The following is a 20,608-nucleotide window of genomic DNA, read 5'->3' on the forward strand; positions in this document are numbered from 1 at the left end:
TGTCGAGCCCCTCGTGAGTGAGTGTGTGATGATGTGCGCCAGATAAGTCCCCTAAATTGGGAACGCCATCTCGGGTTTGTAAGTCTTGAAGCTTTCAAGGTATTGCGCGTTTGCCTGACGCTGCCATTCGGTGCCGGGCTGGATCGCGGTGACGACCTTGTATTTTTCCCGGTAGGACTTTGTGTTGTCATTCTCTTCCATGACAATCGCCACCATGCCTGCAACCGTGCCCTTTTGCTGCTCAACCAGCTGGACAGCACCATGCATCGTGCCGCCCGTTTCGACCCACTGATCCACCAACAACACCCGCGTTCCCGGTGCAAAGGCCGGCAGGCGCATTTCCATCGACTGGGTTTGACCCGAGTAGTTGGTCATAGACGCGCTGTCTGTGTCCACGCAGAGCTTTCCGGGTTTGCGAATGGGCAGAAATCCTTTTCCGATACGGGCCGCAATGCCCGCCGCCAAGACGAAGCCCATCGCATCGAGGCCAGCGATGACGTCAATCTCATCGGCATCTAGATCGGCAACAAGGTCGTCAAGCAAATCATGATACGCTTTGCCATTGATGTAGATCGAAGTCGGATCGAGCCATGCAAACTTGTCGCCTTTGGTGTTCGGTGCCATCAGCGAAAAGTACCAACGATCGTATCTGGGTCCTTTGTCTTGAGCCATCTTTTCTCTCCCTTATGTCTGTGTGAGGTCCATGAGCCGCTTCAGGCGCTCAGGATCGATATTGTAGAAATCGCCGTCATGGTTGATGCCGGTCGCGACCATGAAAAGGTCTACCGCATCTGCGTATTGTGCTGCGTTTTCAGGTGTGATGCCGGATGCAAGGCCAAGCGCAGTGTCGCCGCAATGCTCGCGGAATGTGTCGATCTTGCTCACGTCGGCTGCATGACCGGTCGCCACGCCGGAGGTTACAACGACGTCCATGTAATTCGTCGCGATGCGCGCGCTTTTGCCATACTGTGCTGGATCGACGTCTCGCTGCTTTTTGAACGCGGTGCCGCCGATATAGAGCCCGGTCCAACCGCTGGAGTCGCGGATTGCGTCGATCTCATCTGCTTCGGGCTGATCATGCTCCGCGCGGCGTTCATCCATACGTGCGTCGTCGGCCCAGTAGCCATCGACCTTGCACCCATTTTTTTGCAGTTCCCCGAGAATGGGGAAGGCGTATTTGCCGGTCACGGCGAGGAAATTTACGCCAAGCCAGATATCGGGGAACGCCTGCCGCATCTCCTTGATGATTGGGACCAGCTTCTCCTTCTCGAAGTCATGGTTGATCAGAAAAACGCCCGAGCAACCGCCAGCAACCGCTGTTTTGATGTTTTGCTCTGCCTGTTCGCTGTCAAGGACATGAATTACAGGAAGGATAACTGGACCAGTTGCGCCAAAATTCTGTTTAAAGTCGTTTCGATCCATCTCAATTCTCAATCTCGGTTGTTGCTGGGACGCTACCATTGGCAGTGGGATTTAGAAAATTTATTGTGCTTATTCGTTCATATGATTTGGAAATGAAGAAAGTGAATTGCTAAGAGACCGCCGGCGGTCCTGCAAACCAAGGAATATCAAACTGGACCACGCAAGGGGGCTGATCGCCAGAACGTCTTAGTGAAGGTGCGCGTTTGGTTCATTCCAATGTGCTGAGAGTTGTCTATTCTCCTTTGTGCATGGTCCCTCGCCGACGCAATGCAAGTGTCTATACATAATCCATGAAAGCCCCTGCCAATGGCATCGTTCGACCCCTCTAGTCCTGATGGTACGAACCGCAGTCTTGAGATTGCTATTTCCGCTGACGGTACACCTAAAATGAACCACACCTACACGATCGACGCGCGATGCGGTGTGGCGGTGCGTGTCCGCGCAGGGCAGCAGCTGGCAGTAATAAACCCCAGCGGCCATCAAGTGTGCGATTTCTGGGTATTTGCAGCAGATGATGTGGGCGAGTATTCTTCGATGGAGCATTTGCACACCGCATTAGGCTCGATCTTCCCTAAAGTAGGTGACGGTGTGACCTCCAACCTGCGTCGCCCATTGATGACAATCATGGAAGACACATCGGTTGGTGTGCACGACACGATCATTGCGTGCTGCGATCATGCCCGGTACCAGCAATTGGGCTGTACGGTATATCACGATAATTGTGCTGATAATCTTCGACAGGCGCTGATGGCCATCGGCCTCAAAGCGCCTGCTATTCCCGCCCCTTTCAATCTTTGGATGAACGTACCTGTGAAGGCTGACGGAAGCACCAGTTTCGCGCCGCCAGTGTCAAAGCCGGGTGATCAAATGGCCTTTCGCGCCGATATGGACGTCATCGCCGTGATGTCGGCTTGCCCTCAAGATGTCACGCCGGTCAACGGCGTGGGTGTCGCGCCAGACATTCTGGAGTTCTACGTCACAGGCACCTAACGCATCCGACCAATTCAAAAGGAGTTGATTAATGCCGTCGCTGAAGTTGCGCTGTCATTGTGTCAAGAGCTTACGGCGATAGATCTCAGCTCCGATGGCGCTTGCATAGCTGGAACAGGCGACGCTTAGAGGTTGCTCGCGCAAGGTTCAGCACTTGGAACGATGGGCTCACCTCGGTCATGCAGCAGTGTAGCAGACTCCTGGAGCTTGACGCATTCTGAATGTCCGCTCTGGCGGCTTGGGCCGCAACGCAGCGATGGCTGTGCTGCAAGAGCGAATGAATGCTGCGCCAGCAACATGGCTAAACATCAATGTCGGCAAAGTCCCGCGCTGTTGACCTTTAGCGATAGAATTTCAAAGTCCGCTCCGACGTGCTCGCCAATCAACTGAACCCCTGACGCAATACCTAACGGCCTCACCTGCTCGGCTTCGCGTGTCACAGGTGAGAACGGCCCTGCGGTCCGTCGCGCATGCGGCCATGCGGCCTTACCGCGATGTCGCACTGTGGGTCCCGGTTTGCCCGTCTCGCGAGCACGGCGGGTCTCGGCCACGCCTGCGGTCTTCGCTCTGGTCTGTTTTGCCGAGGCAAAACGATCCCGCCGCTGCACCCGCCTGCGTGTCCCACTCCCACCGCTTGCCTGCTCGCGTCGGGCAAACCTTGCGTCAAAACACACACACATGAGTATGGAAGCATATCCTCCGGATGGCCCCCAAATCAGCCCGCCTCAAGGATCGCAAAACTTTTCGGCGAGAGTTGGCTGTGTGGGGGGGTCAGTCGCGCGCGTGAGGGTGCGCTTGTTGTGAGCAGCGGCGCTTGGAAAACTTTTGCGCCCAGCAAGCTGGCGGCTACGCCGTCCCTGACCCGAACAGATTCGGTGAACCAGAAATCGGCCATGCCCCCACACTCACGTGGTGGTCATCAAACTCAAACATTGGAGATGAACCCATGGCCTACGATCAAGCGACAACATACGAGACAATCGAACTCTTCGGCCTGACGGAGAAAGATGCACACCTGCCAATCCCGCAGGACGATATCCTGAAAGACAGCATCATCCGCGAAGCCTTCGAGACCCTGCTCGGGCAATTGCGGAATACCGGACTTGAAGGAGAGATCGAACCTCTCGCGCACGGGTTGGCGACAATCCTGCAGCGCCGCAAGGTTGCCCTCGGTAAGGAAGTCGACCGCACAGCCGATAAGATCGGCGCATTGGCAAAATGCCACGATGGATCAGAGATCGCAGAGACCGCACTGGAAGAGGCGCAAGCGCGCTTCGTGCAATTGCGCGAGATCGTGGATGCCATCGAGACGATGGGGGAGGCCGCTGCAGAGTGCTACGAGGTAGAGACAGGAAATGCCTTCATCCCGGCAGCGGGATCGCGCGCCAGCGTTCGGGCGCAAGAGACGGGAGCCGTCTTCGAGGCCAAGCAGCTTCTGGAGCAGCATGATCGGGAAACTGCCGCCAAGTCGAAAGTCGAAGGTGTGCCGCTGATCGTCTCTGGTGCAACCGATTGGACAGATATCGATGTCATCTTCCAGACACTCGATAAGGTGCGCGACCGCATTAAGCAAAACCGCAATCAAGATATCTTCCTCTGCCACAAAGGCGGCAAGCATGGGGCGGAAATGATCGCGGCCCGGTGGGCACGTGCGCGGGGTATCAATCAAGCGCGCTTTGATCCGCGCTGGTCCGCACACGGACGCGCGGCACCCTTCAAGTGCAACGATGAGATGCTGGACGATAAGTTCGCCGCTACGGGAGTTGTCCTCTTTGGAGGCAACGGGGTCGCACTGAACCTCGGCCAGAAAGCCGAAGCGAAGGGTCTGACGGTGATGCGAGTCGCGGATCCAGCGAAGGAGAAGGCAGAAGCATAAGTCAGAGAGGGTCACCTTCGGGTGGCCCTTCCTTCGTTCTCAAAAGCATGGGTCCAAGTTCAGATTCACGTTGATGGTCTGCAGCAAGGGTTCATTTAGGTCATGACGGTGGATGTGCGATTTTCCCGTTTTGCGATTAGCTTGACCTTATCTCAATGTAATCCCTGTCTATTGTGTCCGCGCCACAAATGACTTTTGTTGGACAGCATATCATGCGCGCAGGTTTTTCAGTCGATGCCCTTTTCTCCAGACCGCACCAAAGAGATTCAATCGCGCATTGATGCGCGTTTGCAGTCTGGGCAGGCGAACGATTGGGAGGTGTCGTTTCTCACGAACATGGCCGCGCGGTTTCAGCAGTACGGAACCGAAACACGTCTGAGTAAGGCCCAATATGCCAGCCTGCATAAAGCCCTGAAGTTGGAACGTGAGCCATCATCGCGGACCTCATCTCAGGCCAACGAACGCCCTCCGCGTCCGGCTCCGAAGCGCAGCACCAAATCTTACCAACCAAAAACCCGACCGATGTCTGTAACCCGTGCAATCACTGCACCGCGGCGGGCGGTCCGTAGGGCTCAGCGACAAATCATGGTGCCGCTCGTTATTGCGGTGGCGTTCTTCGCGCTGATTGGATCTTTGTCCGATACAACATCATCGCGATCCACATCCTACAGCCCACTAGCGACGTCCGCACCGCAAACGACGAGCGGAACTTACGTCTATGTGACGGGGACACGGGTCAATCAACGGGACGGGCCGTCCACGTCTGATCGGGTCATGGGCGTTCTGGTTGAAGGCACACAGGTTCAACTGCTTCGTGACCAAGGACAATGGGCGCAAATTAGGTCTGACTTGGGAACCGGCTGGATGTCCTCCAGCTTCTTGTCTCTCAATGGGCCGGCCGTGGCGCAACCTACAGCACAGGATCGGACCCTCCGTTCAAGCGATGTGCGGATCATCGACGGTGATACCGTCGATATTCGCGGGCTGCCGGCGAACGTACGCCTTGTCGGATTCAATGCTCCTGAGACGTGGCGGCCTTCCTGCGCTGCAGAGCGTCAGGTCGGGGAACGCGCAACGGCGCGTTTGAGCCAACTGGTGCGGAATGCGGTATCGATAGAATTTGAACGCGTGGCATGTTCGTGCAGGCCCGGAACCGAAGGTACTGACCGTTGTAACTTTGGACGCCTATGTGGATCGCTGTTCGTAGACGGTCAGGATGTTGGACGCACTCTAGTTGGGGAAGGACTGGCCGTGCCATACCGGTGCGGCCGGACCAGCTGTCCTCCGCGTCCTCAAGCTTGGTGCGGATAACATCACAACCATCTCAACACCGAGAAATTGATCTTCGCCCGAGGCTGAACAACCGCCCTGCCTTTCGATGCGCGCGACAGACCAAACCTCAACACGTTGCATCAGAGCGCACCCGACTTTCACCTCCATCGAGATCAACGAGAACCGTGGCGACTGCGATGTGGGGGCAAACATTTTGGTCTCTTCTTTTTGCTCATTGATGTGGATCGCATGGGGTCGGACCGGCCGTTCCCTACGCTGCGCTCCGGCAAGCACAAATACGGCTTCCACGCCTGTGGCGCGGACCCTCCGCATTTGCGCTTGCGACCGGTCCTGATGCCCCGTGCTTTTTGATCCTCATCGCAAAAAGGAGAGACTAAAATGACCAACCACTACGTCGCAACAGTTCCCGTCAAATACACCGATGGCGAAGGCCAGGAGCGCACCCGCTTCCAACGCGTCGGCGCCATGTTTCGCAACACCCGCAACGGGGATGGCTCGGAGTTCTTCAGCCTCAAGCTCGACTTCCCCGTCGGCGTCCAAGAGCTGGTGATGTTCCCACCAAGCTCAAAGGAACCCCAAGAGTAAATCCTCCCCGAGGATGGGTCGCCGTTAGGCGGCCCTATCTCTGTTCCAGAGATCGCTGTGCGGTCCGTTGAGACCTCTGCCATAGGCCGCGGTCACGGTTCCGGGTGACAGGACTGCAATGCAGTCCTGATGGTTCCTGTTGTATTTGACCCTGCGCGGTGACAGAGCCGCCAGCCAGCCTCAAGGGGGCCATCCCCAAAAACCGATCGGCGATGCCTTCAGGTTTTTGCGGCAGAGAATTGGCACGCCAATTCTGGCCTCCCTTGACCCTGTCTGTCAGCCCCGTCGCTGGGGGTTTGTCCCGCCCCTTCGTTTCCGTCCGAACATTACATGTTCAGACAGACATCAGGCGCGGACACTGTTGAGAGCGGCCCATGTTAGAGCCTGTGGCTGGTGTTGGTTGGCGCCCTCTCGGGCGCGGCCTCGCACCTGCGGTGCTCGGCGTTAAACGGAATACAAGGCTGCCTGCGCCCTTAATCACCGTAAGTATATTATTGACAGATTAGTATAGTTTCGTATGGTAGGTGCAGCCTTGTATGAAGGTGGCAGGAAATAGGGGGTCTTTCTTCGCATGTCTCGCTCAAAACGTCTCACGGATGCGCAACGCATGGAGATCGTGCGTGAAGCTGCGGACGGAGTGCCAACGTCCGTGCTTGCACAGCGGTTCGGGGTGACGCCCCGGGCGGTTCAATACGCAGTGAAGAGTGACGCAGAGCGCCAGCGCGATACCGCCGTGCCGGTCTTGGCGGTGAGTGTGAAAGTGACATCTGAGGAGATGGATGCATTCGATGCGGTGCTTGCGTCAGCGGGGATCGAGACGCGCTCGGAAGGGCTGCGCCGTTTGATGCAAGCGGCAGGTGGCACCTTTGTGGCGGACACATCGTTGGCGGCAGAGATGGCGCGCTATCGCGCCTCCTTGAATGACGTTGGAAACGGTGTCGCCCAGATTGCCAAGCAGATGCAAAAGGCCAATCGGGCGGGGCAGGGATCTGGCCCCGAATTCTCCGAGTTGCGGCTTGCGCAGATGCGCGGGTTGGCGCGCTTCATCCTCGACAGTGCAGACGAGATTGACCTGCTTGTGCGCCGCCGTCGGGATGCGATGCAGCTGGAAGCGACAGCCGCTTTGAGGGAGTTTGCGCATGCGGCTGAATGATGCGACACGGGCCGCCGCTGCGGTAGACGCTGTTACGGGTGAGGTGTTCCGCGATGGGTGGAGCCGGATCCGAGGCTCGATGCAAGGTCTGCATGTCTCCAAGCAAAAGCAGATGGTGCGCGCCGCTGCGGGACATCGGGCAGCCGTGTTCAAGGCGATCCGGGGGGGTGGGACGCAGAACAAATCCCAGCTGTCCAACCAGCTCGAATATCTCACGACGAAGTCCACCCACATCGTCGACAGCAGCGGGTTCCTGGATGGCAAATCCAAGCTTGATCGCGGCGAGATCAAAGACCTGACAGAGCGTTTTGCCAAGCGGTGGGACGGCGGCTTCAAACCCAAGCTCGGGCAGACCACGCATCTGCTAATGTCCTTCCCGATTGGCACGCGCGGAGAGGATGTGCGCGACATCGCGACCGACGTGGCCGAGCGGTTCTTCCAAACCGATGAGGGGCACTTCGATTACATCATTGCGGTGCATGAGGACCGCGACCACCCGCATGCGCACCTCGTTTTGAACCGCCGCTCGCAAGAGGGTGAGTTCTTCTATTTGGCGCGCAACCACCGGTTCAACTACGACGACTTTCGCTTGGCGATGGTCGAGGAAGCGGAAAAGTATGGCGTGCGGCTGGAAGCCACGCGGCGGGTTGATCGCGGCGAGGTACATTACCCTCCCCGCACTCGCGAGATTTATGCCGCCAAGGAAGAAGGCAGGACGCCAATGGAGCGTGAACGTGTGGGCAAAGATCTGACCCGCACGCTTGCCGAGATAGCAAACACCAAAATCATGTTCCACTCGCTGGCTGCCGAGGCGTCCTCTGAGAACCGCGAGGATATTGCCGAAGTGCTGTTCCGTGCGGGGGAGGTTTTGGCAAAGGGTGGTCACGTTGAAACCGCAGGAGGCATTTACATGGCCGAAGATGAGTCATTCGAGTATCTGCGCAGCCGTTACGCGGAAAAGGTCGCCAACATCACAAACCTGATCGCGGCAAAGCCGGATGCGGAGCGGCCCGCGCTGGAGAAGTCCCTCAACGCAATTCAAGGGCGGGTGCAGCATATGCAGCCGCTCGGGCTACGGTCCAATTCCCTCTCGGAGGTCCCGTCAGAAGGTGGAGTCTATTCTGAGGCCAATATTCAACAAGGCCAGTTGGAGCGTCTATCTGACCCACGGGTGTGCGCCCGCGTCGATGCGGCGTTGCGCGGCACGGGGATCAGCACAGCGCAAGTTGTGGCTCGCATAGAAACAGGAGCGCAAAACGCGGCCCTTGAGCATCAATGGATCGCGGATGACCTGTCCAAGGTGGCCGAGGCGAAGGATCTGAACCTTGAGCGCCGTGCGGATTTGGAACAGGCGCGGGATGTTCTCAATGATGTGCATGTGCAGCTGGGGACCATGTTGGAGCGGGAGGGCGTTCTGCGCCGTGACGGGGTCATTGAAGACGCCCGAGAGGTGCAGGCGCATGTGACTGAGGCCCAGATTGAAACGACTGCCAATGCCGTTCGCATCGAGACTCGAATTGAAGCCGGGACTAAAGATCGGGACGAAGCGGTGATCGAAAGCCGTGCCGTAGAGCGTTTGGAGGACGAACAGCGGGACTATCTGCGCGACCATCCAGAGCTGATTGCACGCCCGACCGATGTGATCCGCACGGATGAGGAGGGCAGGGCGGTGATCGTAGATCGGGCCGCTGCAGAGCGGGTTATCGTTGAGGTTGAAGCTGCGCGTTTGGGCGCACACAGCAGGACGCCAATCTCAGTTTCCGTGGCCCGCGATCTGCAGGTCCGGTATCCTGATATGCCCGAGCAGCTGGCGGAGGGCCTCGGCGACACATACGCGCGTGTCTATGAAGCGCGCGACGCTGAACGGGAGGAAAACCTCACGGAGCGCGAGACGGACCGGGATGAGACGCCCGAACTGTCCCGTGTTCTCGCCCATGAACTGGCGGGAGAGCTGTCATCGCCCTTCGAAACCCAGTCTGATCGCGAGGGGTTCCGCAAAGAGATAGCGCGGGTTCTTGATGATGGGCATCTGGATCGTCTGAAGGAGGGCGACAGCGACGCTTTGGAAAATGTCATCGAAGATCGCCTCGACCGGCTCTATGCCGCAAAGGTCTATTTGCAATCGGATGCGGCGACGGCAAACTCGGAGGCGTTGCGACAGGTTGTCGACGAGTTGGCAGACGTTGAAGTCGAGAGACACCGCGCGGCAGACGTGGACGGCGAGACGGAGCGGGGCCAGGTCCATTGAGTGGATCCATGGGCAGGCTGCGGATAGCCATCGGGGTGGTTCTCGTGACTTTGGTGGCAGGCGCGATGGGCTACACCATTGCCTCGGCTGTGCTGACCTTTAAGGCACTTGGGTTCAGCGCCGATATCGATTTTGGATATATCGCGCAGAACTACCTCTGGATCAGAGACAGACGGCCGGATGATTTCCAGTTGATCAACTTGATCATCGGCGGTGCTGCCGTCGCCGGGCTGATGATGAGCCTTGCGATGTCCGGCTCCGCCCTCACACGCTTTGGCCAGACCCATTGGCAAAAGCGCGGCGAGATGAAAGCCAACGGGTTCTTTGGAAAGCCCGGCACCGGGTTTATTCTGGGCAAATTGGGCAGCCCAAAGTCGCGGGCCCGCTACATCACCTCTAAGGTTTTTCCCCATGCCCTGATCGTGGCACCAACGGGGCGCGGTAAAACCAGCGGCTTTGTGATCCCGAACCTGCTCACATGGCAGGGGTCTGCCGTCACGTTGGATGTAAAGGGCGAGTGTTTTGAAGCCACGGCGCGTCACCGTGCCGCCCAGGGCGACAAGGTCTACCGCTTTGCGCCCACGGACTGGGAAGGCAAGCGGGCGCATCGCTACAATCCGCTTTTGCGCATCTATGAACTGAAAGACCCCGCACGTCAGCAGATGGAATTGCAGTTACTGGCGACCCTGTTCCTGCAAAGCGACAATGACCGTGTGCAGGGTCTTCTGAAGGGCGGTATCGATCTCTTCGTGGCGGCAGGCTTGCTGGCCTTCCAGCGCAAGAAGCCGAACCTGGGCGAGATCTACCGGATCGCGGCCTCGGGTGGCAACAAGCAGAAAGAATATGTGGCGCGGAGCCACGAGATTGACAACAAAGCTGCAAAGCTGATCTTTACGCGGCTGGCGTCCACCAACAACGATACGCTGACGTCTTATGTCTCGCTTCTGATGACGTCAGGTCTGGATCAATGGCAGAACCCCGCGATTGACGAGGCAACGCAGGTTTCCGACTTTGATTTCCGCACGATCCGCAAAAAGCCATTCACTGTGTATTTGGTCGTGCAGCCTCTGATGGTGAAGCCACTCGCGCCGCTGATCCGATTGTTTTTCTCAGACCTTCTCTCGGCGATGCAAGAGAAGGAACCGAGCAAAGATGAGCCCTGGCCCGTGATGATCATGCTCGATGAGTTCAACCGTCTTGGCAAAATGCCGATTGTGGTCGAGAGCATTGAAACCCTGCGCACTTACCGTGGTCACTTGGCGGTTGTGACTCAAACCATCCCCGCCCTCGATGAGATCTATGGTGAAAATACCCGCCGCGCGTTGCAGGGCAACGCAGGCGTAAAGCTCTATCTCACCCCTTCGGATGAAAAGACCATTGAGGAGTTGAGTAAAGCCGTGGGCAAGACGACAAAGACGGTCATCACGCGGTCGCGATCCATCGGTAAGAACCCGTTCGAGGGGCGGAGTCAGTCCACACGGACAGAAGAAACTTCTCTATTGCCCGAAGATGAAGCGCGCCGGTTGCCGCTCGATGAAATTATTATGGTTGTGGATGCGCAGATGCCAGTGCGGGCGAAACGGATCCAGTATTTTGATGATCGGCTGTTTGCGGCGATCCATGGGGCGCAGAGGGGGGAGCTGCCTTTTCCAGTGATGGGAGGAGGTGGGGCAGATGGATCAGGCTCTGAATCGGGAGGTTCAGGGCAGAGTTCGAAACGAGACGGCATTGGCGCTCAGCCTCATAGGCCTGGGGAGCGCTCAAATGGCCCGCAGGAGATGAGTGCTGCTAAATCGGCCTCTCGCCTCAAAAAACGTTCGTGGGCTGTTCAAGTCGTTGTCGAAGAAGGGCAACGACAGCAGGAAATGAACTTTGCCGATCAAGGCGAAATGCAACTTGAGGAACGCGACGGTGGCGACCGAGATCGTCTCGATCTGGCGGTGGATGATCTGGGAGGGCTGGAAGACCAGTTGAAGCAGGCGGAGATGGATCAGGAGTAACGCAACCATTGAGCGCGCGTAATTCACCGAACCAGTCGTTCGCCGCACCAGATTTGAAGGACGGCAGAGCGGGACTAAGCACCATTTCGCTGCGGCTGCGCCAGTGGCCGCTTCAGCTCAATCCGAAAAAACGGTTAAACCTAGAGAACCCACAAGGGAATGCTTTCCCCCGCTGCAGGCTACATCACTCACCGCTGTATCAATTGCGGCGCATCGGCATCCCCAAGGGCCATTTCGGGCAGCCAAGTGATAAGCTGAGGAAACGAGATCAGCGCCGCGATCAATGCAATCTCAATGGCAACAAGGGGTACCGCTCCGCGATAGATATCAGACAGATTGATACCCTTCGGTGCGGCCATCTTGGCAAAGAACAGGGCATAACCGAAAGGGGGCGTCAGAAAAGACGTCTGCAACGCCAAGGCTATCAGGCCAGCGATCCAGATTTGTGCAAAGTAGGCAGAGCCGACGTGATCTGCGAAGTCGAGCTCTGAAATAATCGGCATCAGTACGGGTACAAAGACCAGCAGCACCTCGATCCAGTCAAAAACAAACCCAAGTATGATGATCACGCCAAGGAGCATGGCCAACAGTTCCCACCGGGTGAGATCGAATGCGGATATCCAGTCGAAGATCACATTTGGTCCACCAACGAGGTGGAAACTGAGCGAAAACACCGATGCGCCAAGTACGATGAAGAAGACCATCGACGTCATCGTGCTTGTCTGCACCGTGACAGAGTTTAACGACGAGAAAGACAGACGCTTTCGCGCCAGAGCAACCAAAAGCGCGCCAAACACCCCTACTCCAGCCGCCTCTGTTAGTGTCGCAAAGCCCAGAATGATGCTGAGCGGAATGGATGCGATAACCGCGACAGACGCGAGTACAAACAAGAGGTCTGACACAAGATTGGTCTTGGGTGCGTCCAGCGGGATTTCGACCGTTTTTCTCAAGGTGACCGCAAAGTAGACCGCGAAGGCCATGACCATCAGAAGCACAGGTACGATGAGGGCCACATACATCAATCCGATGCGCAGATAGAACACGTTCGAGATGAAGAACAGCATCACGGCTGGCGGGAACACGACACCCAATGCTCCAGAAGCTGCGACAGCGCCTCCTGCGGTTCGCGGTGCGTAGCCCGACGCCATCATCGGGGCATAGGCCACCAACGCCACAGTTATGACGGAAGCACCGATCACCCCGGCGGCGGGCGCAAGAACGAGGCCGATCAGCAAAGTCGCAATGGCGTAGCGACCGGGAACGCCTGTCAGAAGACGCCCCAGCAAGCGAAACATGGTTTCGGCAACGCCGCTGGCATTCAGGATCAGGCCAAGAAAAATCAGCATTGGAACGCTGGTGAATTGGACGGATTCATTGGTCAGTACACCACGGGCTCGCAGGTAGATCAGCCCCAGATGCTGAAAATCAGTGATCCCCACCCAAACCGCAGCCACAAACCCCAAGAAGCCTGTCCCCGCGAGCACCAGAGCCACCGGAAAGCCGCTGAAGACCCCGATGGCCATCACGACAAGCATGGCAACCGTGAAGACCTCATTCACCATTGTGCAGGCCGCTTGCTTGTTCCGGTGCACCTTGCGCACGTCTCCCTGTCAGAAAGGCGATGTTGCGAAGGGCTACGATCATCCCGGCAAGAGCCAGCAAGATGGGGCCGATGACCCCGGCAATGCGTTGTGCCCACAACTGGGTTTCCGCGTATTTCGTGGTGCGCATCAAACCGTCCCATCCGTAGTAGGTCAGGATGGCAGCAAGCGGCAGAAGGACAAAAAGGCCGCCAATCAGTTCGATCCAAGCAATGCGGCGGGCGGACCAATGTCTGCGAAGAACATCAACGCGCACGTGACCGTCGCGCAGATAGGTATACCCAAAGGTCAAGAAAATCAGGATGAACAGCAGTGACGTGGACAGGTCCGGCAAATAGCTCGACACGCCAAGGTGTAGCTTGCGATCCAGCATCTGAAGCGCGCCATAAGCGGCAATCGAAACAACGGTCAGCCATGCAGTCACGACGCCGATGCCGCGAATGCCAAGGTCAATCCAATCCCAAAATCTCAAGCCTAGTCCTTTCCCAAAATACTTTGCCTGTTAGCTGTTATCTGCCTTGATATTCCCCTTGCGGTGGCCTTTGTTCGGGCTTTTCCGGTGTGTCTTCCGTTGCGCGGAACCCACCCAGAATGTGGCTGTTCATGCCGCCGCCTTCAGATCGGAACGTGCATCACCGTTTTTGGATAAGTTCCATCAGAAGGACACAATCAAAACGGTCATTTCTCATAAAGCCTCTGGCCCAGAGTTCATTCGAGTTCTAAGCTGCGGAATAGCTCGTAAAGACCTCGCTGCTACCATCCCGGCGGATCAAGAACACATCATAAGCTTCACGCTGATCTTCTGGGCCCATTCCAGGCGACCCATAGGGCATGCCAGGAACAGCGAGACCGACAGCATCTGGCCGTTCAGCCAACAGGCGGCGGATGTCGGCGACCGGCACGTGCCCTTCGATCATGTAACCCTCAATCTCGCCCGTGTGGCACGATATCATTCTTTGCGGGATGCCGTTGTCCAGCTTGTGACGCATCATAAGAGTCCCAAAGCTCCGCTCCTCGGTGACGCGAAAGCCCTCCTGCCTAAGAATGGCGACCCAGGCGCGACAGCAGCCGCAATTAGGGTCTTTGAGAACGTGGATTGTTGGTGCAACTTGCGCAAATGCCGCAAGCGGCGCGGCGCTGGCAATGCCAGCGACGGCGGTCAAAATTTGGCGGCGCGTTATGTGCATCGCATTTCTCCTTTTGGATGGCATGTCTTGTGCGGGCCTTGGGTTGCGCAGTTGGGCGAACGTGCTGTCGAAGCCCTTTGCGGATGGTATGCCGGACATCGTTTATCTCCCCGTGATATTTCCCTCGCGTTGGTCTTGTACCTGATGTCCCGGCTTACCTTTCGTCGCGCGAAAGCTGTCCCAGAACAGCAATGCTGCCCCACAAAAGATCGCCACGTCAGCCAAGTTGAAGGACGGCCAGTGGTATGACCCGTAGTGGAAGTCGAGAAAGTCAGGGACGGCCTGATAGCGCAGACGGTCAAGGATATTGCCAAGCGCGCCTCCGATGATCAGACCGAGCGCCGCACCTGTCAGCCTGTCCGGAGCCTTCCACAGCCAGATCAGCAGCCATGCCACGACCACGGCAGCAAGTGCGACCAGACCCCACCAGGGTACGACCCCGCCGAGCATACCGAAGCTGACCCCATCGTTCAAAACCCGCACGAGGTTGAGAAAGGGCAGAACCTCGACCCCGTTCTCAAGCGCCGGGGAGTTCAGGGCAAGAGCCTTGGTGCCCTGATCAACACCAAACGCGGCGATGGCGCAAAGCCCACCGAGAACGCGGCTGTTCATGCCACCGCCTTCAGATCGGCCCGCGCGTCGCGGATGATCGCCCATGACGAGTGCAGGAACAGTCCGGCGATCCCGAAGGCTACGATGAGATCGGGCCATGCGCTGCCTAGCCAAACCACCAGCCCGGCGGCGATAACGACTGCGGCGTTGCCGATGGCGTCGTTGCGCGAGAACAGCCAGACAGCGCGCATGTTCGCGTCGCCCTTGCGGTACCGCAGCAACGGCAGCACGGAGATGACATTTATCACAAGAGCAATCAGGCCCAGAATCCCCATCAAAGTGGCGTCTGGGGTTGTCGGCTCGAATGCCCTTATGATGGTCGTGCCAAAGACTCCAAGACCAAGCAGGCCGAGGAAGATGCCCTGGATCAGAGCCGACCGCGCTCGCCAAGCGAGGCTCCAGCCGATGGCCAACAGGCCGAGGAAGGTGATTGCGCCGTCGCCGATGAAATCCAACGCGTCGGCCTTCACGGCCTGTGACCCGGCAATGAACCCGCCGATCATTTCAAGAACGCCATAACCAACATTCAGGATCACAACGATCCAGAGCGCGCGGCGATAGCCAGGGTCCTGATGGGCCGCACCTTGCTGAATATCTTCGTCGCTCTCGATGCGGTCAAACCCATACCCTGTTGTCTCGACGGCTTTTTCAATTTCCGGCAAGCGCGCTTCGGGAGCTGTCAAAGTCATTATGTGCGTTGCAGTAGACACTTTCACGGCGTCAGGCGCGATACCTGCAGATTGCGCCGCCCGCTCGATCTGGGCGGCATCCTTGGCGCAATCCATACCGGAAACGCGGTAACGGAAGGATGGGATATCTGCCGCCGAACCGGTGCTATCAGCGTTGGCCATGATCGCAGTTCTCCTGCTAAAGTGGATCAAAGGATAATATATCAGTGAGCAATGATATGACGCAGATCGTTGTGGACCGCAAGGTCGGTACCATTGAACAACGCGCAAAACTATTTCGCGGCTTTGCCGACCCAAGCCGCTTGTCTATTCTCGGCGCGCTGTGCGGGGAGCCGCTGGTTGTTCACGAACTCGTCGAGCGTACGGGACTATCACAACCAAACGTATCCAACCACTTGCGATGCTTGTTGGAGTGCGGGCTAGTTAACAGCGACCGAGATGGGCGCTTCATCCGCTACCGTATCAGTAGCGCACGTATCGCAACGCTGTTGAGCGATGTGGACGCACTTCTCGATGTGGTCGCAGGGGGCGTTGAGGCCTGCGACAACTATCGCGGGAGATAAGCAGCCACTAAGCGATGAAATAGACTAGGACAGAGCTAAAGGACGACTGATATTGATGTAACGCGCCGTCAAATTATTATAGCCGCTGTAGGTCTTACCAGCATTGCACCCTTCGCCGCGATTGCGCAGGGAGCTCCGTCGATCCACGTTCTTAAGGACCCGAATTGCAGCTGTTGCCGGGTTTGGGCTGATATTCTTCGGGCTGAAGGCTTCCGTGTGACCGAGGAGCGCAGCTTTGGAACACTGCTGGTCCGACACAAGTTGGACAATGGCATCCCCCAAGAGATGATATCGTGCCACACAGGCGAGATCGAAGGCTATATGATCGAGGGCCATGTGCCCGCAGCAGACATTCGTCGCCTTCTGGACGAACGCCGAGACGCAGTCGGTCTCGCCGTTCCCGGCATGCCCTATGGATCACACGGAATGGGGCCAGAAGATCAGCGTGAAGCCTACGATGTATTTCTGATCCGGCGCGACGGTAACACCGAAGTGTTCACGAGTTACGAAGCAGCCTGACGGCAATTTCATTGATCGGAAACCATAAGGAGAAGACTATGAAGCAGCATAAATCACGCTATTTTGGTATGGTTGCGGTGTGTATGATCTCTGCTACTGTAGCCTTCGCACAGCAGCAGCGAGGCGATTGGGTGGGGTCACGGGCCAATGGGACCGAACCACATGTGGTCTGAACGCATGCCTGGCTGGGGACACGGCAACATGGGTCCGGGCCAGCAACAGCGCATGCAACGACATTGGACTTACATGAACGAGTGCGTGCCCGCAGCTTATCGGGGCGCTCGGAGCACTATTCGCGCGACGCCTGAAGTTATCGCGGAAGGCCAGACGCTATACACAGCGAACTGCGCAAGTTGTCATGGAGCCGAGGGTCTCGGGGATGGTGAGGCCGGTCGGTCTCTCGTGCCTTCTCCGGCTCTCCTTAGATGGTTTGTTCAGATGCCGATGTCGGGAGACGAGTATCTGCTCTGGGCAATTTCTGAGGGCGGTCAGCGCTTCGGAACAGAAATGCCAGCCTTCAGGGAAGCGCTGACTGAAGAAGAAATCTGGAAAATCATCGCATACATGCGTGCGGGGTTCCCGTGATACCGCGCACCGCGAACACTTTGTAGAGCTTTTGGCGGTGCTTCCAAAAATACACAATTTCGCCGATCACCACCAAAACTGACATTGGTGGAGCGCGCAGCATCGCTCACTCTGGGCTCGTTTTCCTCTTTCGCTGCATCACGCACGAACGGCTGGTTTCACTAATATATGGTCCTGCCCCTACCAGAGAACCCCATATCAGCAACATATTGAGGTAAACGCGTCATCGGAAAGTGTTGTCTAAGCTGCGCTTACTTCGCAGTTCCATGTTGAAACCATTTAGGCGTAGCGCCGCAAACGTAAGACACGGCTACAACCAAAAACAGGGTCGTCGTAATTACGCCCAGCCACGGCGACCAACCCGCAATCCATATGGGAAATGCCACTGTTGGAAGCCCGATGATAAAGCCACCCAGGCGATCTGCTACTCTACTATTGTTCATTCTCAGTCACCTCTTTTAAGGCAAATTTTGCAAGGCGCTCACGTTCCATTTGCTCGCCCCACTGCTTCATTTCGTCTGCATCAGAAAACCCATGCGACATGGCCCATAGGTCGGCCTGCTCCTTAATTACAATTTCCGCGTCTGGGTCGGGCATGCTCATCGTCTCCCCAATCTGCCAAGCCTCGCAAGCTGAGCCAGCATTTGCGATCCAGTTCCGGTCGATGGACTGCTTCCTGTGGGTGTCACATTTGCCATCCCCGGCCGTTGTGGCATTTGTTGTACTCCAAACATCTGACGCGCTCTGAGTGCGGCGTATTCTGCCCCGCTGGCACCTCCAACGAGATAGCGATTGTAAGCCTGTTGATTGCCCATGGCCGCACGGGCAAATCCATAGCTTCCACTCAGGCCACCCGACAGCGCAGGCATCATGATATTCCCCGATATCGCCCGCACGATGAATGGCGTTGCGACGATAAATCCTTTGGCCATGAGAACCATCATAAAAAACGGGATGAGCGCGCCGATGTTCGTCGCTCCTTCAGGATCACCAAGTTCCCCGATCAATGCGGAGGCAACACCTGTGATCGTTGCAAATACACCTGCCACGACAATGGGATAAATGGCAAAAGAGATCAGCGCGGAGAGCCACCGAGCAAAGTAGTCTTTGGTGACGTCAAACAGCGTCAGGAACATCATCACCGGCGCGATGCCAATAAGCAGGGCGATCATCAGACGCGAAGCCACCAAAATGAACGCCGCAAGCCCACCTAAAATCGACAGCATCAGGACCCCGACGATATCGAGCATCGCGCCCGCCATCCAGTTGAGCTCCGACCCCGCCGCATTCAGATACTCCCCGAGCTCGGCAATGAGCCTGTCAAACTCTTCGGCGAAGGTGCCGGAGGGGCCGGGCACGCCGCCACCAACCGAAGCAACAAGCGCGCCAGCGATGCTATCGATGCCAGCTAGTATGGCTGATGACAGTGCATTAAACTGCACCCAATTGGTCGCAAATATTCCAATCAACCCGATCTTCACCGCAAGCCAGAACGCCGTTCGTCCGTCCATCGCTTTGTATTGGTAGATCATGTTCAGGAAGACGAAGATCACGACGACCGTTGTTCCAAGGACGAGCAGCGTACCCACTGTAGCGGCAACAGATCCGAATTGCGTTTCGGCGGCGGTGTCGAGATAGCCTTGGGAGGTTTCAACGAAGTAGGTGACGACGCTCATTTCAGGATGTCCCTACCAATTGCCTGCGGCTTCGCAGATCGTTTTGGCTTGAGGCCGAAGTTCATTTGCGCGGCGGTTGTAGATGTCCGAGGCTTGCAGCATTTCTGAACGGTTCGCTCCGGCATGGTTTTCTCGGAAGGTGCCTTCGGCTGAATCCCAAGTTGGGAAGCGCGCGGCGCAGTCGCAGGATCCCGTCTCAACGACCCGCTCCATGCTCTGTGCTCGATAGATGTCTTGGACCAAGACACGCTGGTAGGCGTCTCGCAGCGCGATGTTCTCCATCCAATTGGGTTCGTTTGGGCGCTCAGAGCAGACATCCGGAATGCTCTCGAGGCTGGGGATTAGATTACGCTCCGCCACCAAGGGCGGTGCAGTCAGCCCCAAAACAATCGTGAGCCAAGTGAGACGGATAGTACGATGCATCATCGGGTACCACCAACATCTGCGCCTTCGAAGGATTCACGTTTCAGGAAAGCTGTGTGCCCGATATTGGCAAACTCGGACGAGCTGATTGAGACAACCTCCCACCCGATCTGGCCCTTCGCATTCAACGCGGCCTGCATTTCAATCAGACTATTTTTGCGATCCATCGGGAACGACAGGATCTCGTATTCATAGGTTTTCATCCGGTTGCTCCAATCTGCTCCATGCCAGGGAGGTAAAATTCGGTGATGCCGCGCGCACCGTTGTGACGCCCGGTTTGGATAATCACGTCGATGGAATTCTCGATGTATCGAACCATGTCCGCATAGGTCATCGGGATTTCTGTTTTGAGGGCGGCGATCGCCAATCGCTGCACCGCCAGTTGCGGGGTTTCGGCATGTAGCGTGGTCATTGATCCGCCGTGACCCGTGTTGATGGCTTCCAGGAAGGTCATGGCCTCTTTACCGCGGACCTCGCCAAGAATGATCCGGTCCGGCCGCATGCGCAGCGTCGCGGTGAGGAGAACGTCTGCGGTTTGGAACGCTGCATCACGGTTTGCGATCAGCGTCACCACGTTTGGTTGAGCGGGCAGAAGCTCGGCAGCCTCCTCGATCGTGATGATCCGCTCCTCAGCGCCGACATACGAAAGTATCTTGCGGGCTGCCACGGTCTTGCCTGTCGAGGTACCACCCGAGACGATCATGTTGAGCCTATTCTCAACGCAAAAGGCCAGCGCATCGTCGATCACGCCGGCTTCCACGACTGCGCGCAATTCTTGGGTTTTCTCTTGCCGCACCTCTTCAAGCTTGCGTTCCTTGCCAAACAGAAACGACAGCTCAATTTTTTCGAGGGAAAGGCTTGAGAAGAACCGCAAGCTGATCGACATGGCCGACATGACGGCGGGCGGCGTGATGACCTGTGCGCGGATCGGGCGATCTTTGTAGGCAATCGAGACCGATACGATGGGCCTGTCCTTACTCATGGTGGTGTTTGCACTGGAGGCAATCTGATTGCCCAGATCTTTGACCTCCGTTTCTGACAGCCGCTGGTCCAGCAACCGCATAAAATGATCGCCCTGAAATTCTCCCCAGCAGGTGCCGTCCGGATTGATACAAATCTCGATGACATCGTTGCGGGATGCGGCGTCCAGCTTATCAAGCGAGGTCTGGAGATAGCTCAGTGACAT

The 20,608-nt window shown here is 57.0% G+C and carries 23 protein-coding genes; 10 read left to right on the forward strand and 13 right to left on the reverse strand.

Annotation, left to right across the window (positions count from 1 at the left end; translation table 11 throughout):
* Positions 1–51: 51 nt before the first annotated feature.
* A complete protein-coding gene (locus tag KZZ06_RS17200) occupies positions 52–672 on the reverse strand; it encodes a phosphoribosyltransferase family protein (protein WP_009808105.1) in 621 nt (206 codons plus the stop codon).
* A 12-nt stretch (positions 673–684) separates the two neighbouring features.
* Entirely contained in the window at positions 685–1,422 is a 738-nt protein-coding gene (locus KZZ06_RS17205; protein WP_009808104.1) for a BtpA/SgcQ family protein, read from the reverse strand.
* A 306-nt stretch (positions 1,423–1,728) separates the two neighbouring features.
* Here KZZ06_RS17205 and KZZ06_RS17210 point away from each other — a divergent pair, with 306 nt between their 5' ends.
* The 7 genes from KZZ06_RS17210 (at position 1,729) to KZZ06_RS17240 (ending at position 11,567) form a co-directional block, all read left to right on the forward strand.
* On the forward strand, positions 1,729–2,412 hold the full coding sequence (locus tag KZZ06_RS17210) for a DUF1989 domain-containing protein (RefSeq protein ID WP_039965787.1): 684 nt from the start codon (positions 1,729–1,731) through the stop codon (positions 2,410–2,412).
* 946 nt (positions 2,413–3,358) lie between these two features.
* The gene (locus tag KZZ06_RS17215) at positions 3,359–4,288 is read left to right on the forward strand and encodes a DUF2493 domain-containing protein (RefSeq protein WP_089423415.1); all 930 of its coding nucleotides are present in this window, start codon (positions 3,359–3,361) and stop codon (positions 4,286–4,288) included.
* A 585-nt stretch (positions 4,289–4,873) separates the two neighbouring features.
* Positions 4,874–5,599 carry an SH3 domain-containing protein gene (locus KZZ06_RS22750; protein ID WP_368858723.1) on the forward strand — a complete coding sequence of 242 codons (726 nt, stop codon included), beginning with the start codon at positions 4,874–4,876 and terminating at the stop codon, positions 5,597–5,599.
* Between the two features lie 360 nt (positions 5,600–5,959).
* Complete coding sequence (locus tag KZZ06_RS17225; protein WP_089423413.1) at positions 5,960–6,166, forward strand: hypothetical protein; 207 nt, start codon at positions 5,960–5,962, stop codon at positions 6,164–6,166.
* Between the two features lie 571 nt (positions 6,167–6,737).
* Positions 6,738–7,319 carry a helix-turn-helix domain-containing protein gene (locus tag KZZ06_RS17230; RefSeq protein ID WP_219581302.1) on the forward strand — a complete coding sequence of 194 codons (582 nt, stop codon included), beginning with the start codon at positions 6,738–6,740 and terminating at the stop codon, positions 7,317–7,319.
* Positions 7,306–9,567, forward strand: coding sequence for a relaxase/mobilization nuclease domain-containing protein (locus KZZ06_RS17235; protein ID WP_219581303.1), 2,262 nt, complete (start codon positions 7,306–7,308; stop codon positions 9,565–9,567). Before KZZ06_RS17230 ends, KZZ06_RS17235 begins: the two co-directional genes overlap by 14 nt.
* 8 nt (positions 9,568–9,575) lie before the next feature.
* Complete coding sequence (locus tag KZZ06_RS17240; RefSeq protein WP_219581304.1) at positions 9,576–11,567, forward strand: type IV secretory system conjugative DNA transfer family protein; 1,992 nt, start codon at positions 9,576–9,578, stop codon at positions 11,565–11,567.
* 188 nt (positions 11,568–11,755) lie between these two features.
* Here the strand turns inward: KZZ06_RS17240 and KZZ06_RS17245 are convergent, their stop codons facing one another.
* The 5 genes from KZZ06_RS17245 to KZZ06_RS17265 all read right to left on the reverse strand — a co-directional run bounded on the left by KZZ06_RS17245 (position 11,756) and on the right by KZZ06_RS17265 (position 15,818).
* Complete coding sequence (locus KZZ06_RS17245; RefSeq protein ID WP_231036339.1) at positions 11,756–13,129, reverse strand: TRAP transporter large permease subunit; 1,374 nt, start codon at positions 13,127–13,129, stop codon at positions 11,756–11,758.
* A complete protein-coding gene (locus KZZ06_RS17250) occupies positions 13,119–13,640 on the reverse strand; it encodes a TRAP transporter small permease subunit (RefSeq protein ID WP_219581305.1) in 522 nt (173 codons plus the stop codon). Before KZZ06_RS17250 ends, KZZ06_RS17245 begins: the two co-directional genes overlap by 11 nt.
* A gap of 247 nt (positions 13,641–13,887) precedes the next feature.
* Positions 13,888–14,355 carry a DUF411 domain-containing protein gene (locus tag KZZ06_RS17255; RefSeq protein ID WP_112313392.1) on the reverse strand — a complete coding sequence of 156 codons (468 nt, stop codon included), beginning with the start codon at positions 14,353–14,355 and terminating at the stop codon, positions 13,888–13,890.
* A 102-nt stretch (positions 14,356–14,457) separates the two neighbouring features.
* Positions 14,458–14,967, reverse strand: a complete 510-nt coding sequence (gene lspA / locus KZZ06_RS17260; protein WP_219581306.1) for a signal peptidase II — start codon at positions 14,965–14,967, stop codon at positions 14,458–14,460.
* Positions 14,964–15,818, reverse strand: coding sequence for a cation transporter (locus KZZ06_RS17265; RefSeq protein ID WP_028284971.1), 855 nt, complete (start codon positions 15,816–15,818; stop codon positions 14,964–14,966). Before KZZ06_RS17265 ends, lspA begins: the two co-directional genes overlap by 4 nt.
* A gap of 44 nt (positions 15,819–15,862) precedes the next feature.
* Between KZZ06_RS17265 and KZZ06_RS17270 the strand changes: the two genes are divergently transcribed.
* The 3 genes from KZZ06_RS17270 (at position 15,863) to KZZ06_RS22755 (ending at position 17,323) form a co-directional block, all read left to right on the forward strand.
* Positions 15,863–16,219 (forward strand): helix-turn-helix transcriptional regulator, encoded by a 357-nt coding sequence (locus tag KZZ06_RS17270; RefSeq protein WP_233145769.1) that lies wholly within the window; start codon positions 15,863–15,865, stop codon positions 16,217–16,219.
* Positions 16,220–16,270: 51 nt separating this feature from the next.
* The gene (locus KZZ06_RS22710) at positions 16,271–16,738 is read left to right on the forward strand and encodes a DUF411 domain-containing protein (RefSeq protein WP_074637346.1); all 468 of its coding nucleotides are present in this window, start codon (positions 16,271–16,273) and stop codon (positions 16,736–16,738) included.
* A 246-nt stretch (positions 16,739–16,984) separates the two neighbouring features.
* Entirely contained in the window at positions 16,985–17,323 is a 339-nt protein-coding gene (locus KZZ06_RS22755) for a cytochrome c (RefSeq protein ID WP_231036370.1), read from the forward strand.
* Here KZZ06_RS22755 and KZZ06_RS17285 read toward each other — a convergent pair.
* The 6 genes from KZZ06_RS17285 to KZZ06_RS17310 form a co-directional block, all read right to left on the reverse strand.
* The gene (locus KZZ06_RS17285) at positions 17,227–17,433 is read right to left on the reverse strand and encodes a hypothetical protein (protein WP_162797850.1); all 207 of its coding nucleotides are present in this window, start codon (positions 17,431–17,433) and stop codon (positions 17,227–17,229) included. The genes KZZ06_RS22755 and KZZ06_RS17285 overlap by 97 nt on opposite strands.
* Before the next feature lie 322 nt (positions 17,434–17,755).
* Positions 17,756–17,920, reverse strand: a complete 165-nt coding sequence (locus KZZ06_RS17290) for a hypothetical protein (RefSeq protein WP_157729107.1) — start codon at positions 17,918–17,920, stop codon at positions 17,756–17,758.
* Between the two features lie 2 nt (positions 17,921–17,922).
* Positions 17,923–18,999 (reverse strand): type IV secretion system protein, encoded by a 1,077-nt coding sequence (locus KZZ06_RS17295; protein WP_089423399.1) that lies wholly within the window; start codon positions 18,997–18,999, stop codon positions 17,923–17,925.
* Between the two features lie 12 nt (positions 19,000–19,011).
* Entirely contained in the window at positions 19,012–19,422 is a 411-nt protein-coding gene (locus tag KZZ06_RS17300) for a hypothetical protein (protein WP_037945275.1), read from the reverse strand.
* On the reverse strand, positions 19,422–19,625 hold the full coding sequence (locus KZZ06_RS17305; protein WP_037945128.1) for a hypothetical protein: 204 nt from the start codon (positions 19,623–19,625) through the stop codon (positions 19,422–19,424). The genes KZZ06_RS17300 and KZZ06_RS17305 overlap by 1 nt, the downstream gene beginning before the upstream one ends.
* Positions 19,622–20,608 carry an ATPase, T2SS/T4P/T4SS family gene (locus KZZ06_RS17310; RefSeq protein WP_089423398.1) on the reverse strand — a complete coding sequence of 329 codons (987 nt, stop codon included), beginning with the start codon at positions 20,606–20,608 and terminating at the stop codon, positions 19,622–19,624. Before KZZ06_RS17310 ends, KZZ06_RS17305 begins: the two co-directional genes overlap by 4 nt.

The organism is Sulfitobacter sp. CW3, assembly GCF_019392245.1.
In the GTDB taxonomy this organism is placed as follows: Bacteria; Pseudomonadota; Alphaproteobacteria; order Rhodobacterales; family Rhodobacteraceae; genus Sulfitobacter.

Coding starts and splice junctions, on each gene's coding strand:
- KZZ06_RS17200 (WP_009808105.1), bottom strand. CDS start 672: ATGGCTCAAGACAAAGGACCCAGATACGATCGTTGGTACTTTTCGCTG.
- KZZ06_RS17205 (WP_009808104.1), bottom strand. CDS start 1,422: ATGGATCGAAACGACTTTAAACAGAATTTTGGCGCAACTGGTCCAGTT.
- KZZ06_RS17210 (WP_039965787.1), top strand. CDS start 1,729: ATGGCATCGTTCGACCCCTCTAGTCCTGATGGTACGAACCGCAGTCTT.
- KZZ06_RS17215 (WP_089423415.1), top strand. CDS start 3,359: ATGGCCTACGATCAAGCGACAACATACGAGACAATCGAACTCTTCGGC.
- KZZ06_RS22750 (WP_368858723.1), top strand. CDS start 4,874: ATGGTGCCGCTCGTTATTGCGGTGGCGTTCTTCGCGCTGATTGGATCT.
- KZZ06_RS17225 (WP_089423413.1), top strand. CDS start 5,960: ATGACCAACCACTACGTCGCAACAGTTCCCGTCAAATACACCGATGGC.
- KZZ06_RS17230 (WP_219581302.1), top strand. CDS start 6,738: ATGTCTCGCTCAAAACGTCTCACGGATGCGCAACGCATGGAGATCGTG.
- KZZ06_RS17235 (WP_219581303.1), top strand. CDS start 7,306: ATGCGGCTGAATGATGCGACACGGGCCGCCGCTGCGGTAGACGCTGTT.
- KZZ06_RS17240 (WP_219581304.1), top strand. CDS start 9,576: ATGGGCAGGCTGCGGATAGCCATCGGGGTGGTTCTCGTGACTTTGGTG.
- KZZ06_RS17245 (WP_231036339.1), bottom strand. CDS start 13,129: ATGGTGAATGAGGTCTTCACGGTTGCCATGCTTGTCGTGATGGCCATC.
- KZZ06_RS17255 (WP_112313392.1), bottom strand. CDS start 14,355: ATGCACATAACGCGCCGCCAAATTTTGACCGCCGTCGCTGGCATTGCC.
- lspA (WP_219581306.1), bottom strand. CDS start 14,967: ATGAACAGCCGCGTTCTCGGTGGGCTTTGCGCCATCGCCGCGTTTGGT.
- KZZ06_RS17265 (WP_028284971.1), bottom strand. CDS start 15,818: ATGGCCAACGCTGATAGCACCGGTTCGGCGGCAGATATCCCATCCTTC.
- KZZ06_RS22755 (WP_231036370.1), top strand. CDS start 16,985: ATGAACGAGTGCGTGCCCGCAGCTTATCGGGGCGCTCGGAGCACTATT.
- KZZ06_RS17290 (WP_157729107.1), bottom strand. CDS start 17,920: ATGCCCGACCCAGACGCGGAAATTGTAATTAAGGAGCAGGCCGACCTA.
- KZZ06_RS17295 (WP_089423399.1), bottom strand. CDS start 18,999: ATGAGCGTCGTCACCTACTTCGTTGAAACCTCCCAAGGCTATCTCGAC.
- KZZ06_RS17300 (WP_037945275.1), bottom strand. CDS start 19,422: ATGCATCGTACTATCCGTCTCACTTGGCTCACGATTGTTTTGGGGCTG.
- KZZ06_RS17305 (WP_037945128.1), bottom strand. CDS start 19,625: ATGAAAACCTATGAATACGAGATCCTGTCGTTCCCGATGGATCGCAAA.
- KZZ06_RS17310 (WP_089423398.1), bottom strand. CDS start 20,608: ATGTCACTGAGCTATCTCCAGACCTCGCTTGATAAGCTGGACGCCGCA.